We start from the raw sequence: 15,356 nt of genomic DNA, 5'->3' as shown, positions 1-15,356 counted from the left end.
ATAGCTGTGTCCCCAATATTTACCTAGCGTTGTTAATACTTTTTAAAAGGATAGCTATTATAGAAACAGCTATCCTCGTCCCCAATTTAATCAGGTAATTTAAAGTCCGTTACCGATTCACGTAATGACTCTGCCATATTTGCTAATTCAGAAACCGAACGTGCTGTATCGAATGTTGCAGTTGTGGTTTGCGAAGTAATTTCTTGTACGACGGTCATCGTTGTCGCAATATGACTCGCAGATGCAGACTGAAGTTTTGCTGCATCAGAAATGCTGGCCATTAAGTTTGCCAAGTCACCCGATACTTTTTGAATCTCGTCCAAGGCAATACCCGCATCTTTTGCCAAGTTCGCTCCGCGTACAACCTCAGTTGTTGTTTGTTCCATTGAAATAACAGCTTCGTTAGTATCAGTCTGAATTGTTTTAACCAGAGTTTCGATCTGTTTAGTTGCCGATGCTGAACGTTCTGCAAGACGCTGTACTTCATCTGCAACCACGGCAAAACCACGTCCTGCCTCACCTGCCATAGATGCTTGAATTGCCGCATTTAATGCAAGAATGTTTGTTTGGTCCGCAATGTCGTTAATTAACGATACGATGTTACCAATTTCTTGTGAAGACTCACCCAAACGCTTAATACGTTTAGAAGTTTCCTGAATCTGCTCACGAATCGTGTCCATACCTTCAATTGAACGGTTTACCACTTGTGCGCCATTAGAAGCAATTTGTACCGAACGTTCTGCTACTTCCGTAGATTCCGATGCATTTGAAGATACTTGGTCAATTGATTGCGCCATTTCATTCATTGCGGTTGATGCGCCGGCAATCTCTTGTGCCTGATGCTCTGATGCTTCTGCCAACTGGTTAGTAATATTCTGTGTATCATGCGTATAACGAGCAACTTCCTGAGAAGTTTCATGAATTCGGGATACAAGATCACGTAATTGGTCAATCGCAAAGTTAATCGAGTCGGCAATCGCTCCCGTAAAGTCTTCAGATACCGTTGCATATGAACGCAAGTCACCGTCTGCCAAGTCGGCGATTTCATCTAGTAAACGTAAAATCGCGTTTTGGTTACGGTCATATTCTTCTTGTAAGGTAGCTACACGTTGTTTATCTGCTTTACTACGAAGTGATAAAAGCTTTAAGACTGAACTAATTAAACCAAGAAGTGACAATGTAAGAAGTGCAACTAAAGCAAAAGCTTTCCAACCATATTGTGTTTGTTTAGAAAGATCACCCAATACAGATAACATTTCATCAGATTCCGATAAAATCTCGCCTGATGACTGACGTACGTTTACAATCTGATCTGTATGTTTAAGAACTGATGCCGCTGCAGATTTTAAAACTTTATCATATTCAGATTTAATGCCTTCCAAAGACTCACGTACTTCTGGAGACTCAACTCTAGCAACACCCAATTCAGGATTCCCGTTTAGCTGTGCATTTAAATACACACCAAACGTCTCAATATCCACACCAAAGTCATGTGCTGAGGTCTGAGAGTTTTCAGTACCAACCAAAACAGTGTTAATAGAGCGTAAAATACGTTCTGCAATAAATACTTGGTTCTTAGCAATAATCACCTGACTACTTGGTGCTTTTTCGCGAACCATCTTATCAACCATCAAGTTATATTCAGCCTGAATCTCTGGAATAGAATCACTAATCGAGATATTCATGTTATATAACTGATTAATTACGCCCTGATGTGACGAGATCAAGTTAATGTCATAAGACAAAGCTTTCCACAGAACCGCAACCTTTTTGTATTCTTTTGAAGATTTACCATGAATATTTTCAACATCTTTGATATTTTCTGCAAAAAGTTTATTTGATTCAGCTAAGTCTTTCATAGCTTTAGGTGAACCAGAAGCCGTTGCTTCAGTAGCTTGTCTTGAAATCGTTTGCGACAATAAACGCAACTCACCCAAACTACGTGTTAATTCGTTATGTCGAGGTACGCTATAAAATAAATAAACGAGCGAAGTTAAAGCAAATACCAAACATAACAACGCTACATAAAGGATAGGCTTGGACTTTTCACTTTCCCCAAATAAACTGGCGTATTGCTCAATTCCTGACTGGATTTTTGCAATAAAATTGAGACCCGATTTTTCGGACGCAACACGATTGCCGCCTTTCTTTTTAAGCTTAAAGCCCATAGCTTCTCCCCAGAAAATACTCTGTTTTTCACAGCGTAAAAAAATTAGTTTATAAATTTTGTCGATGCATTCATGTAATGTGGGTTTTGCAATAAACGACTAAATAAAAAGACATGCCAATGCTGGTTATGTTGGTGAAAATAACCTTGGCAATAATCTTTTAGGTTTTCCTCTAAGTCTAAGCTTTGAGAAAAAAAACTTTTTTTATTAAAGTGCTGAATCCCCAAGACCTGATCCACAACCAACCCCACATACTGGTCGTGATGGCTAATACATAACACTTTTTGGGCAGACGAAAATGTACTTCGTTGCCCTGAAATAAAATGAGCCAAATCAGAAACTGAAAGCAACCTTCCCCGAATGTTCGCTAAACCTTTTACCCAACTTTGAGCATTTGGAACTGGCGTATATTTCGGTGGATAGATAACTTCTGACACTTCCCCAAGTGGTGCGACGAAGTATTGCCCTCTCATTTCAAAAGCAATTCCTGACCATCGCTGTGCTTCATTTTGAACTGAAGCGTAATTCTTATTACCCCGTTTAGACAAACGAAGTAACTCGATAAATCCATTCGCTGCCATACTCGATCCTATAAAACGGGCCGATAATCCCGTTATTTATGTTTTTATGGATGGATGAGTTAATTTAGAAATTGTTTAATTACATCAATCAATTGCTTTTCTTCGATAGGTTTAATCAAATAATCAATTGCACCTTGACGCTTGCCCCATACTCGGTCAGTTGCCTGATCTTTAGTACTCACAATAACAACAGGAATATGCTTAGTGTCTTCATCGCGGGTAATCTGACGTGTTGCCTGAAAACCATTTACACCAGGCATAACAACATCCATTAACACTAAGTCAGGCTGTTCGGCTTTTGCTAAAGTTACACCATCTGCACCATTAGATGCTTCAAGTACGTCATAGCCGTGCTTGGTTAGAATTTCTCTAAAACGATAAGTTTCTGTTGGTGAATCATCAACAATAAGAATACGTGCCATTTCTTTGCCCTTAAATTACTTAATTATGAACTTACATGATTACGAATCGCGTTTAACAATTCGTCTTTGCTAAAAGGTTTCGTCAAGTATTCATCTGAACCTACCACACGCCCTTTTGCCTGATCAAATAAACCATCTTTGCTAGAGAGCATGATAACGGGAATGTTCTGATAATTTTGAGAGTTTTTAATCAAAGCGCAAGTTTGATAACCGTCTAAACGAGGCATCATGATATCGACAAAAACAATATCTGGATTTGCCTCTGCAATTTTGGACAAAGCTTCAAATCCATCCACCGCAGTAATTACTTCACAGCCTTCTCGCTGTAATAAAGTTTCGGCTGTTCGGCGAATGGTTTTTGAGTCATCAATTACCATTACTTTCAGATTTTGGAATGCATCTTCCATTTAATCTTCCATCCCCATAAATATAAAATATAAATGCAATTTAACTTAAATTTGTTTTTGCGCATTTATACGCATTTTTAACATATCTCACAGTCTATTTTCAATGAGGCATTTTTGTCTACTTTCTCATTTATAAACAATAACTTTTAACCTCATCACACTTTAATTAAAATTATCATTTTTTTTATAATGACTATATTTTTATTCAGCTAAATAATAACTAATATATTAAAGATTAATTATTTAAAAATAAGCAATTTAGCTTTCTTTTTTTGGGGATATTCAATGAATAATCGGATGAAATATGCCTTTTATAGGAACTGCTTGTCTGTATCTATAGGCATTATTTCCTTCGGTTCGCTCTGTTTTTCAACAACCTTGGCTCTAGCGGATACTTCTAAAGTGGTCTGGTATCGTTATTATGATCAACACGGTACGGCCAATATCAGTACATCAGTCACTCCTGCTCACATTCGTTACGGTTATGAAGTTCTAGATCAAAATATGCAAGTGATTAAAAGAAATCACTCTTATAGTGCCGAGGCTGATTTAAATCAATCAGGACAACGAGCACTATCGGCACGGCATAGAGAACTAGATATGAAATTAAAAAATGCCTATAGCAATAGTAAGACAGCCATGCTTAAAAGAGATCAAGCATTACTTGCTATAAAGAAGCAAATTAACTATCAAGAGGAACAACTCGACCAGTTACAACAAGACAAAATTTTATTTAAGCGTCAAGAAATGGAATATTTCAGAAAGCGAGAAGTCATTCCTGAGCGACATAAGACTTTGATTGAAAACAATCTAAATAATATTTACAGAGTCAAACAGACACTTGAAACACTTTCCAAGACTTACAAACGTACCAATAGCGAGTATGAAAACATTATCGAACGTTTAAAAAAGCTTGAATAACTGTAAAGGTTTATCAAGAATAGGGGCAAAATAAAATTTGAATTATAGGATGATGCTGTATGCACAAGATGCATCTCACCCCTTCCACTATTTTTAAACTGAGTATTATTAGTTTATGTTTGATTTTAGCTGCATGTAATCAGCAAGAAACGACTAAAACAACGGCATCAGCTCCAGCAAAAATTGAACTCATTCCTCAAGACCTGATTGCAGTTAAAGAAGGAGCACTTGACTCCCAAACTGCATTTACAGGAACCATTCGTGCGGTTCAGCAAAGTTCAATTCAGGCTCAAGTGAGTGCTACGGCGACTACTGTAACTACAAATGTTGGTCAACAGGTGCAAAAAGGCCAAGTTTTAGTAAGATTGAATAATCAAGATAATGTTGCACGATTAGCACAAGCGCGCGCCAACCTCGCATCAGCTCAGTCACAAGCTGAACTTGCACGCAATTTAATGAACCGAAAGCAACGACTTTTTAATCAGGGGTTTATTGCTCGTGTCGAGTTTGAACAGAGTCAGGTTGACTATAAAGGACAACTTGAAAGTGTAAAGGCCCAACAAGCGAATGTTGATATTGCTCGTAAGGCTGATCAAGACGGCATTATTACCAGCCCAATTTCAGGCGTCATTACTAAACGACAAGTCGAACCTGGTCAGACCGTATCAGTTGGTCAAACCTTATTTGAAATCGTAAATCCAGACCAACTTGAAATACAAGCCAAGTTACCAATTGAACAGCAGTCTGCTCTTAAAGTCGGTAGCAGCATTCAATATCAGATTCAGGGAAATTATAAACAGTTAAATGCGACACTTACGCGTATTTCACCTGTTGCAGATCAAGACAGCCGACAAATCGAATTTTTTGCCGTTCCTAAAGAAAAAATTGATTCGCTAAGCATTGGGGCTTTCATTAATGGAAATATTCTACGTAATGACACTCAGCAAGGCCAAACGATTCCTTTAGATAGCATTCAAAATATGCAACATGATCCTTTTGTATGGGTGGTACGTAATCAAACCATTCAAAAAGTTAAAATTCGTGTGATTGAACAGCGCTATAACGACAATATTGCTTTAGTTGATGGCCTACAACGCACAGATCTAGTGAGCCGTATTCAATTTGAAGATTCCGACATTAATAAAAAAGTGACGGTTACAACTGAAAAAAATAAATAAGGTAGCAAATAGCATATGTGGTTTACTCGAATCAGTGTGAAATACCCCGTTTTTACTATTATGATGATGATCAGCTTAATGGTACTCGGGTTAGCTTCTTGGAAACGGATGACAGTGGAAGAGTTTCCGAACGTCGATTTCCCATTCGTAGTAGTGACTACGCAATATGCTGGTGCTTCACCTGAAGCTGTCGAATCAGATATTACAAAAAAACTCGAAGATCAGATCAATACAATTTCAGGGATTAAACAAATCACTTCACGCTCAAGTGAAGGCTTTTCGATGATTGTGGCTGAGTTCAATCTTGATACTTCATCAGCCCTTGCAGCACAAGATGTTCGTGACAAAATTGCTCCTGTTACAGCCCAATTTCGTGATGAAATTGATACACCGATTGTACAACGCTACGACCCCTCTTCTAGCCCGATCATGTCAGTTGTATTTGAATCAAATAGCATGAGTTTGGCTCAATTAAGTTCATATGTAGATAAACGTATCGTGCCTCAGCTTAAAACCGTGTCTGGTGTCGGTAATGTGAATTTATTGGGGGATGCCAAACGGCAAATACGAATAAAAATTCTTCCTGAGCAACTGCAAAGTTACGGGATTGGTATTGATCAGGTCATTAATACGCTAAAAAATGAAAATATTGAAGTTCCCGCAGGAACCTTACAACAAAAGAATTCTGAACTGGTTGTACAGATTCAATCAAAGGTCATTCATCCACTTGCTTTTGGTGATTTGGTGATTGCCAATAAAAATGGTTCACCAATTTTTCTAAAGCAAGTTGCAACGATTGAAGATACTCAAGCCGAACTACAATCAAGTGCATTTTATAATGGAAGAACAGCGGTCTCTGTCGATATTTTAAAGAGTTCTGATGCCAATGTGATTCAGGTTGTTGATAAAACCTACCAAACTTTAGAGAAATTAAAAACACAAATGCCTGCGGGTTTAAACTATAAAGTTGTGGCCGATAGCTCCAAAGGAATCCGCGCTTCAATTAAAGATGTGACCCGTACTATTATTGAAGGTGCTGCCTTAGCAGTTTTAATTGTTCTATTATTTTTAGGCTCTTTCCGCTCTACCGTTATTACAGGCTTAACCTTACCGATTACTTTGCTAGGAACCTTAACGTTCATTTGGGCTTTTGGTTTCAGTATTAATATGATGACATTATTAGCCCTATCGCTCAGTATTGGCCTACTAATTGATGATGCGATTGTGGTTCGGGAAAATATTGTAAGACATACTGAACTTGGCAAAGATCATGTGACTGCTGCCTTAGAAGGCACGAAAGAAATTGGTTTAGCTGTACTCGCAACAACGCTTACCATTGTGGCCGTATTTTTACCTGTTGCCTTCATGGGCGGGTTGATTGGACGTTTCTTTTATCAGTTTGGCGTAACGGTGAGTACAGCCGTTTTAATTTCAATGTTTATTAGTTTTACGCTCGATCCAATGCTTTCTGCTCACTGGAAAGATCCGGTTAAGAAAAAAGATAATTGGCTACAACGCTTTTTTAACCATATTTCTAATGTGTTAGATCGACTGACTCATATTTATGAAAAGCTCTTAAAGCTGGCTTTACGTTTCCGTTTTATCACAGTCATTATTGCAATTGTTTCACTATTTGCTGCACTAGGACTGTCTAAACTAATTGGAACTGAATTTGTACCGACCCCAGATAAAGGTGAAGTTCGTATTCAGTTTGAAACTCCTGTAGATGCTTCTTTGGAATATACCCAAGCGAAATTACATCAAGTCGATAAAATTATTAGGCAGTTCCCCGATGTGGTTTCTACTTATGGCGTGGTCAACAGTGAAGTAGACTCAGGTAAAAACCATGCAGGTTTAGGGGTGACCTTAAAGCCAAAACAAGAACGTAGCTCAGATCTAAATACACTCAACAATCAGTTCCGTGATCGTTTGCAAAGTGTAGCGGGTATTCGAGTGACTTCTGTTGCCGCAGCACAAGATTCTGTCTCTGGCGGGCAAAAGCCAATCATGATCTCTATTAAAGGATCTGATCTAAATGAGCTACAGAAAATTTCAGATCGTTTTATTGCTGAAATGGAAAAAATTAAAGGTGTAGTTGATTTAGAAAGCTCATTGAAAGAACCAAAGCCGACTCTGGGTGTCCATATTAATCGTGTACTGGCAAGTGACTTAGGTTTATCAGTTTCTCAGATTGCCAATGCGATTCGCCCATTAATTGCGGGTGATAATGTCACAACTTGGGAAGATCGCGATGGCGAAAATTATGATGTGAATGTACGTTTAAATGAAAATAAACGTATGCTTCCACAAGATGTGCAGAACCTATATCTCAACTCCAATAAGACCGATGCGACTGGGCAAAATATATTAGTTCCACTTAGCGCAGTTGCAACAACTGAAGAAAAACTCGGTGCTTCACAAATTAACCGACGTGATCTTGAGCGTGAAGTATTGATTGAGGCAAATACCTCAGGACGACCTAGCGGCGACATTGGTCAAGACATCGATAAAATGCAAAAGGCATTTAAACTACCTGCTGGATATACATTTGATACTCAAGGGGCAAATGCTGACATGGCTGAATCTGCTGGATATGCATTAACAGCCATTACCCTCTCAATTGTGTTTATCTATATTGTTTTAGGTTCTCAGTTTAATAGCTTTATTCATCCTGCTGCAATTATGACCTCTTTACCATTGTCACTCATTGGTGTTTTTCTTGCCCTATTCTTGTTCAAAAGTACCCTAAATCTATTTTCGATTATCGGTATTATCATGTTGATGGGGCTCGTCACTAAAAATGCGATTTTGCTTATCGACTTTATTAAGAAAGCAATGGATCAGGGGACAAGCCGTTATGATGCTATTTTACAAGCGGGCAAAACACGTTTACGTCCAATTTTAATGACAACAAGTGCCATGGTGATGGGGATGGTTCCTTTAGCTTTAGGTCTTGGCGAAGGCGGTGAGCAAAGCGCACCAATGGCTCACGCTGTGATTGGGGGAGTAATTACCTCTACCCTATTGACTCTTGTAGTTGTACCCGTCATTTTCACTTATCTAGATGACTTGAAAAACTTTATGCTGCGTCAAACTCGACGATTCATGTCATAATGCAGCGATTATCGTATAATCTGCGTTTTTATAACGCTTAACTTTTAGGACTTTTTCCATGCGCGCAAGCCGCTTTTTATTTGCAACGTTGAGAGAAACCCCAAATGATGCTGAAGTGATTTCACACCAGCTCATGTTACGTGCGGGGATGATTCGTAAATTGGCATCTGGTTTATATACATGGCTGCCGATGGGAACACGTGTGCTTAAAAAAGTAGATGCGATTGTTCGTGAAGAAATGAACCGCTCAGGCGCAATGGAAGTATTCATGCCCGTGACTCAACCCGCAAGTCTTTGGGAAGAATCGGGTCGATATGAACAATATGGTCCTGAATTATTACGCTTTAAAGATCGTCATACGAACCCATTCGTACTTGGGCCAACGCATGAAGAAGTTATTACAGACATGGCGCGTAACGAACTTAAAAGTTATAAGCAGCTTCCTGTAAATTTCTATCAAATTCAAACCAAATTCCGTGATGAAATTCGTCCACGTTTTGGTGTAATGCGTTCACGTGAGTTCATCATGAAAGATGCTTATTCTTTCCATGCAACTCAAGAGTCGTTACAAGAAACTTATGACGTAATGTACGACACATATAGTCGTATTTTCACTCGTTTAGGTTTAGATTTCCGCCCAGTACAAGCCGACACAGGTTCTATTGGTGGTTCAGCTTCACACGAATTCCACGTATTGGCTGCTAGTGGTGAAGATGACATCGCATTCTCAACTGAATCTGATTATGCAGCAAACGTTGAAATGGCTGAGGCTGTTTTAGTGGGTGAACGTGCAGCACCGACACAAGAATTTAAATTGGTTGAAACACCAAACCAGAAAACAATTGATGATGTATGTCAGTTCTTAAATGCTGATCCAAAGCAATCGGTTAAAACTTTATTGGTTCAAGGTGTTGCTGACGAAAAAGGTAATGTTCCTGTTGTTGCTCTATTTGTACGTGGTGACCACGAACTTAATGAAATTAAAGCTGAGAAGCATCCTTTAGTGGCTGCCCCTCTTACTTTTGCAACTGAAGCACAACTTCAAGCATTTGGTTTAACTGCTGGCTTTACAGGTCCACAAGGTTTAGTTGAGAAAGGCTTAACTGTAATTGTTGACCGCGCTGCATCTGTGCTTTCTGACTTCGTTGCTGGTGCAAATGAAGCTGATAAACATGCTGTGGGCGTAAACTGGGAACGTGATGCGCAAATTACAGAAGTTTTTGATTTGCGTAATGTCGTTGAGGGTGACCCATCTCCAGACGGTAAAGGCACACTACAAATTAAACGTGGTATTGAAGTAGGTCATATTTTCCAACTTGGTACTAAATATTCTGAAGCTTTAGGCTGTAAAGTTCTAGGTGAAGATGGCAAACCATTTACCGTAACCATGGGATGCTACGGTATTGGTGTAACACGTGTTGTTGCAGCTGCAATTGAACAAAACTACGATGACAAAGGTATTATGTGGCCACAAGCCATTGCACCTTTTGAAATTGCAATTGTTCCAATGAATGCGCACAAATCACCACGTACACTTGAAGCAGCAGAAGCACTTTATGCAGAACTTCAAGCTCAAGGTTTTGATGTGTTGCTTGATGATCGTAACGAACGTCCGGGTGTTAAGTTCTCTGACCTTGAATTGATGGGTATTCCACACCGTATTGTGATTGGTGAAAAAGGTCTTGATGCTGGTACTTTTGAATATAAAGGCCGTCGCGATGCTGAAGCGAGCAATTTAACAAAAGAAGAACTTTTAGCTAAGTTAGCGCGTTAATAAATAGACAAATAAAAAAGCAGCTTTTAGAAGCTGCTTTTTTTAACTCAATTTTTATGCCTGAACCGTTAAATCTTTAATAGTTGTCGATGAACCATTGGTTTTAACAGATTCAATTCCTTTATCTCGTGAAGCTTCGCTCGCATAGAATTGACTTGTGCCAATAATTTGATGATTTGCAGCTTTTAAATTGAAATAAGGTTTCCCATTTTTTGCAGTTAAACGCTCATATCGTGCGTCATCACCACTATTTTTCTGAATTGATTCAATACCATTTACCGCAGAAGCTTTAGCCTTATATAGCTCACTATTTAGAATAGGTTCACCATTTCCTGCTTTTAAAATAAAGCGGTATTGTCCATCACTCGCTAGTGAAATTTCGTACCATCCTGCCATAAAAACCTCATTTTTTTGTTGGTGTGGGTATGACTTTCGTTATTATTCTGGACGAAAGTTATTTGTTATTTATGACAATATAAATGGGCTATCATTCTTTGAATAGCCCATTTTTTATACTTTTTCGTAATAAAATTATAATGATGTTAGAAATTTAAAAAGTAGAGATATAAGTGCATATCTCTACTGAAATGTAATTAAAATTAACAATTTAAGCTTTTTTTACAAATTCAGATTTTAACTTCATCTGACCAATACCATCAATTTTGCAATCGATATTGTGGCCATCACTTGCATCTGGAACTAAACGAATCGTTTTTACTTTCGTGCCTACTTTTACGACTGAAGATGAACCTTTAATTTTTAAGTCTTTAATGACAGTTACGCTGTCGCCATCAGCTAATACGTTTCCATTAGCATCTTTAATAATTTCTTGTTCTTCAGTAAGCGATGCATCCCCTTCTTTCCACTCATTTGAGCATTCAGGACAAATCAATAAGTCGCCATCTTGGTAAGTATATTCTGATTGGCATTTTGGGCAGTTTGGCAAAGACATGAAAAAAATCTCAAAAAGTATATTATGCGAGATATGACTCATTTTTTAAAGTTTTAAATAAAAGACTTTTACCAAAAAAAAATTTATACATTTATTTTGAGTTTTTACTTAATAAATATTCTTTCAAAATAATTGCATGGTTATTTTCAACATCTTTTGCTGAATATAAAAGCGTAACTGTATGTTCTACTGCGATGTGTTGTAGCTCTTCAACTGCGGAGTTAGTTTCAAGCTCTTTTAAATAACGCTGCTTAAATTCTTCCCAATGATCTGGCGTTGCTGCATGGAACCACTTGCGCAGTTCTGTTGAAGGCGCCACTTCTTTTAACCACAAATCTAAATGAGCATTTTCCTTACTAATTCCCCTACTCCATAAACGGTCAACCAAAATTCGCTTTCCATCACTAGGTTCAGCATTTTCATAAATTCTTTTAATGTGTATATCCATAATCTTTCTCTGTGTAAGTTTTACATTTTAGATAGATCTTATAAAAGAAAAGTGAGCAGATTTAGCTCCACTCACTTTTTAAATATTTCATCAAAATTTTAGAAGCTTTATTGATCTGGAATTTCAGCTTCAATCAATAAAGTAAGCAAAGATAAGGATTCTTGCCATCCCAAATAACAAGCTTCCTCAGGAATAACTTCAGGTATGCCTTCTTGCGTAATATGTACTTCCGTGCCTACCAATACGCTTTTTAATGTAATGGTAACTTGCATAGTACCTGGTAAATTTGGGTCATCGAATTGGTCGTTATATCGAATTAATTCATTTGGAATGAGTTCAACATATGTTCCACCAAAAGCGTGTGTTGAACCTGTCGAAAAATTGGTAAAACTCATTTTGTATGAGCCACCAACATTTGCATCAAAACTATGAACTTTTGCAGTAAAGCCGTGCGGTGGTAACCACTTGACTAAAGCATCTGGATCTAAAAATGCACGGTAAACTCGCTCGGCTGGAGCCTTAAATACGCGATGAAATTTTACTGTTCCTGTTGCCATTATATTCTCCTTATTTTAATTTCTTTTAAATTATCGAAATTATGCTTATTAGCTTAAACCTTCCGATTTATCCGAACGTATATTTTTGGTGTTTTTTCAAACAAAATACTTTTTTCAGGCGAAATCAAATTACGAAAACTAGGGCTGATTTTTTAGTAAAAATGGAGCAAAATAGTCAGCAATCATAAAGAAACATATTGAATTTGAGATTAATCATGAGTCTGCTCGCTTTCTCCTCATATGCTTTAAACGGTGTAGATGCACAGAAGTTTTTACAAGGCCAAGTTACTGTAGATACTGAACGTTTAGCTGAAAATGAAACTCGCTATACAGCCATTTGTGATCTTAAAGGTCGTATTCACTTTGGCTTGTGGCTAAAAAAGATTAATCCTGAAAGTTTTGAAATTGTAGTTGCTCAAGATCAAGCTGAAGAGTTTGCCAAACATGTTAAAAAATTTGGTGCTTTTTCGAAAATGACCTTGAGTGAACAAGGTGCTGTGTTCCCAAAAGTTGTGAATCATCAAACTGAGTTCAATACGACTGAAACTGATATTTCTGAATGGCAAAAACAAGCCATTATGACGGGTCAAGCTTGGATTACACAGGCAACTGAACATGAGTTCCAACCACAAGAATTGCGTTTACATCAACGTGAAGGTGTCAATTACGATAAGGGCTGTTACTTAGGTCAGGAAATTGTGGCGCGTCTTTGGTTTAAAGCAAAACCAAAACACTGGTTACATCTGGTTCAGGGTACAGGTGAAGCGCCTGCTTCAGCAACTCAATTAAATAACGATATTGAAGTCGTTAATAGTGTTGCAAATGATCAAGGTTATCTTGCTTTAGTTGTTGCTAAACCTGCTGCTCTACAAGAGTTGGGACTTCAAGTTCTTGAGTTACCTGAAGCTTTAAGTGGCGATGTTGCAAGACCACAATAATAATTTTTATTAGCTCGAACTGCCCACTTCTAAGTTAGTGGGCTTTTTTATAGATACAAAACACTAATGATTTCATTAGATTAGAACGTCAATTTTTTAAGTTTTATATGCCATCATTAGCCCTGTTGAAATTAAAGAGAAAAAAGATGAAAACTAAACTTGCTACACTCATGTTGAGTCTGGCTATTTTCGGTTCTGCTCATGCTGACGTTAAAGCCCTTGAACAAAATCTTAAGACGAATTATCCAGATTTGCCTGTAAAAGGTGTTTATCAATCTCCTGTGCAAGGCATCTATGAAGTGTATACAAGCGGCCGCATTGTCTATACAAACCAAGATGCCAAGTACTTTTTTGTTGGTAACTTAGTCGACATCAAACAACAAAAAAATATGACTGAAGAACGTATTGCCGAACTGGGTAAAATTGACGTTAAAAGTTTGCCATTAAATCAGGCCATTAAATATGTAAAAGGTAAAGGCGAACGTACGCTCTATGTCTTTAGTGACCCAGATTGCCCATATTGCCAGCGCCTAGAACAAAATATGGTTGGAGTTGATAACGTAACGGTATATGTGTTCCTTTATCCTCTCACTAGTTTGCATCCAAATGCTGAAAAAGTTTCAAATCAAATCTGGTGTTCAAAAAAACCAGCAGAAGCTTGGACAGACTACATGCTTAACCGCAAATTGCCGACTAATAGCAAGAGTTGCTCAAGTCCAATTCAGAAAAATATCGCTTTAGGTCAAAAATTAAATATTGATGGAACACCTACCCTGTTCTTGCAAGATGGCCAAAGACTCTCTGGTGTACCAAATGATGCCAAGCAAATTGAAGCATTACTTCAGTCAGCAAAATAATAATATTACCCACTCCGTTGTATGAATGTGAGTGGGTCTTTTTTTCTCCACAATTTGCCCAAAGTACAGCGCTTTATATACAAATCGGCTGTTTACTTTCAGCAATCAATATTTATGATGAGAAATGAAACTATTTAATGCATCAATGGAATGATGTAGCTACGAAGTAAAAGGTTAAAAAGAAATGAAGAAATTACTAATCGCAAGCCTAATCACCCTTTCAAGTGCATCAATTTTTGCAGCTGATAATACGGCGACTGCTGCTAAAACCGATGTTTTCAAACAAGCGGAACAACTCTACGCAGCAAAAAATTACTCTGCCGCGTTTCAAGAAATGCAACGCATAGCCCAAACAGGGAATGCCCAAGCAATCTATAACTTAGGCTATATGACTCAAATGGGCCAAGGTACAGCAAAAGACTCTTCTAAAGCCCTCAAATATTATGAAGATGCTTCAAATAAAGGTTACGCCCAAGCGAGTTACACGCTGGCACAAATTTATGAGACTGGTGAATTAGGGATTGCCAAAGACAGCAACAAATTCAGTCAATATATTCAAAAAGCATCGGCTCAAGGTTCTGATGATGCAACTGTGAAAATTGCGACGATTTTATTTGCTCAGAAGAAACCGCAGTCACATCAAATTGCCCTTCAAAAGTTAGCGCCTTTAATTAGAAAGGGTAACTATCCAGCCACTCAGGTGAAAGCACTTTATGATATTAGCCAAGGTGTGGAAAATAAAAATCCGTTAATGAAACGCCAAGGTATCGAAGCTTTACAATCGATTGCTCAAAAAGGTTACGCTCCTGCGTCTATGGCTTTAGCGACCATGATGGCGAATGGCAATATCATTCCGCAAAATTTACCTGAGGCCAAAAAGATCTTTACTGAACTTGCCAATCAAAATGTTCCTAACGCTAAAGAGTCTTTAGCCTCGGTTGATAAGATTATTGCAGAAAAAAGTAAACAGGCTGCAAATGCTCCCGCACAGCCAGTACCAAAGAAATAGTCAATGAAAAGCCCCGCAAGGGGCTTTTCT

At 38.0% G+C, this 15,356-nt stretch carries 15 protein-coding genes; 7 read left to right on the top strand and 8 right to left on the bottom strand.

Annotation, left to right across the window (positions count from 1 at the left end):
* Positions 1 to 86 precede the first annotated feature (86 nt).
* From MJX77_RS08995 to pilG, 4 genes are read right to left on the bottom strand one after another with little or no spacing between them, the layout of a single operon-like run.
* The gene (locus MJX77_RS08995; RefSeq protein WP_252061240.1) at positions 87 to 2,168 is read right to left on the bottom strand and encodes a methyl-accepting chemotaxis protein; all 2,082 of its coding nucleotides are present in this window, start codon (positions 2,166 to 2,168) and stop codon (positions 87 to 89) included.
* Between the two features lie 44 nt (positions 2,169 to 2,212).
* A complete protein-coding gene (locus tag MJX77_RS08990; protein WP_005309806.1) occupies positions 2,213 to 2,749 on the bottom strand; it encodes a chemotaxis protein CheW in 537 nt (178 codons plus the stop codon).
* A gap of 59 nt (positions 2,750 to 2,808) precedes the next feature.
* On the bottom strand, positions 2,809 to 3,171 hold the full coding sequence (locus tag MJX77_RS08985) for a response regulator (RefSeq protein ID WP_004789266.1): 363 nt from the start codon (positions 3,169 to 3,171) through the stop codon (positions 2,809 to 2,811).
* A gap of 23 nt (positions 3,172 to 3,194) precedes the next feature.
* A complete protein-coding gene (gene pilG, locus MJX77_RS08980; protein ID WP_000389061.1) occupies positions 3,195 to 3,578 on the bottom strand; it encodes a twitching motility response regulator PilG in 384 nt (127 codons plus the stop codon).
* A 285-nt stretch (positions 3,579 to 3,863) separates the two neighbouring features.
* On the opposite strand from pilG, the gene MJX77_RS08975 reads away from it, so the two are divergent.
* The 4 genes from MJX77_RS08975 (at position 3,864) to MJX77_RS08960 (ending at position 10,565) form a co-directional block, all read left to right on the top strand.
* The gene (locus MJX77_RS08975) at positions 3,864 to 4,499 is read left to right on the top strand and encodes a hypothetical protein (protein WP_252061239.1); all 636 of its coding nucleotides are present in this window, start codon (positions 3,864 to 3,866) and stop codon (positions 4,497 to 4,499) included.
* A 68-nt stretch (positions 4,500 to 4,567) separates the two neighbouring features.
* On the top strand, positions 4,568 to 5,677 hold the full coding sequence (locus MJX77_RS08970) for an efflux RND transporter periplasmic adaptor subunit (RefSeq protein WP_252061320.1): 1,110 nt from the start codon (positions 4,568 to 4,570) through the stop codon (positions 5,675 to 5,677).
* A 15-nt stretch (positions 5,678 to 5,692) separates the two neighbouring features.
* Positions 5,693 to 8,791 (top strand): efflux RND transporter permease subunit, encoded by a 3,099-nt coding sequence (locus tag MJX77_RS08965; protein WP_252061238.1) that lies wholly within the window; start codon positions 5,693 to 5,695, stop codon positions 8,789 to 8,791.
* Between the two features lie 58 nt (positions 8,792 to 8,849).
* Positions 8,850 to 10,565, top strand: a complete 1,716-nt coding sequence (locus tag MJX77_RS08960; RefSeq protein ID WP_252061237.1) for a proline--tRNA ligase — start codon at positions 8,850 to 8,852, stop codon at positions 10,563 to 10,565.
* Between the two features lie 54 nt (positions 10,566 to 10,619).
* Here MJX77_RS08960 and MJX77_RS08955 read toward each other — a convergent pair whose 3' ends face one another.
* The 4 genes from MJX77_RS08955 to MJX77_RS08940 form a co-directional block, all read right to left on the bottom strand.
* Positions 10,620 to 10,961 (bottom strand): YegP family protein, encoded by a 342-nt coding sequence (locus MJX77_RS08955; RefSeq protein WP_005309794.1) that lies wholly within the window; start codon positions 10,959 to 10,961, stop codon positions 10,620 to 10,622.
* Positions 10,962 to 11,172: 211 nt separating this feature from the next.
* The gene (locus tag MJX77_RS08950) at positions 11,173 to 11,517 is read right to left on the bottom strand and encodes a zinc ribbon domain-containing protein YjdM (protein WP_016137144.1); all 345 of its coding nucleotides are present in this window, start codon (positions 11,515 to 11,517) and stop codon (positions 11,173 to 11,175) included.
* A gap of 91 nt (positions 11,518 to 11,608) precedes the next feature.
* Positions 11,609 to 11,965, bottom strand: coding sequence for a DUF488 domain-containing protein (locus tag MJX77_RS08945; RefSeq protein WP_031949228.1), 357 nt, complete (start codon positions 11,963 to 11,965; stop codon positions 11,609 to 11,611).
* A gap of 107 nt (positions 11,966 to 12,072) precedes the next feature.
* Positions 12,073 to 12,525 carry an SRPBCC family protein gene (locus tag MJX77_RS08940; RefSeq protein ID WP_192834420.1) on the bottom strand — a complete coding sequence of 151 codons (453 nt, stop codon included), beginning with the start codon at positions 12,523 to 12,525 and terminating at the stop codon, positions 12,073 to 12,075.
* A 212-nt stretch (positions 12,526 to 12,737) separates the two neighbouring features.
* On the opposite strand from MJX77_RS08940, the gene ygfZ reads away from it, so the two are divergent.
* From ygfZ to MJX77_RS08925, 3 genes are all read left to right on the top strand, one after another.
* Positions 12,738 to 13,460, top strand: coding sequence for a CAF17-like 4Fe-4S cluster assembly/insertion protein YgfZ (gene ygfZ / locus MJX77_RS08935; protein WP_252061236.1), 723 nt, complete (start codon positions 12,738 to 12,740; stop codon positions 13,458 to 13,460).
* Between the two features lie 146 nt (positions 13,461 to 13,606).
* Complete coding sequence (locus tag MJX77_RS08930) at positions 13,607 to 14,317, top strand: DsbC family protein (RefSeq protein WP_252061235.1); 711 nt, start codon at positions 13,607 to 13,609, stop codon at positions 14,315 to 14,317.
* Between the two features lie 184 nt (positions 14,318 to 14,501).
* A complete protein-coding gene (locus MJX77_RS08925; protein ID WP_252061234.1) occupies positions 14,502 to 15,326 on the top strand; it encodes a tetratricopeptide repeat protein in 825 nt (274 codons plus the stop codon).
* Positions 15,327 to 15,356: the final 30 nt, after the last annotated feature.

This window comes from Acinetobacter sp. AHP123 (genome assembly GCF_023757925.1).
In the GTDB taxonomy this organism is placed as follows: Bacteria; Pseudomonadota; Gammaproteobacteria; order Pseudomonadales; family Moraxellaceae; genus Acinetobacter; species Acinetobacter oleivorans.
The sequence above is the reverse complement of the archived record's forward strand: the minus strand, read 5'-3'. Positions and strand labels throughout refer to the sequence as shown.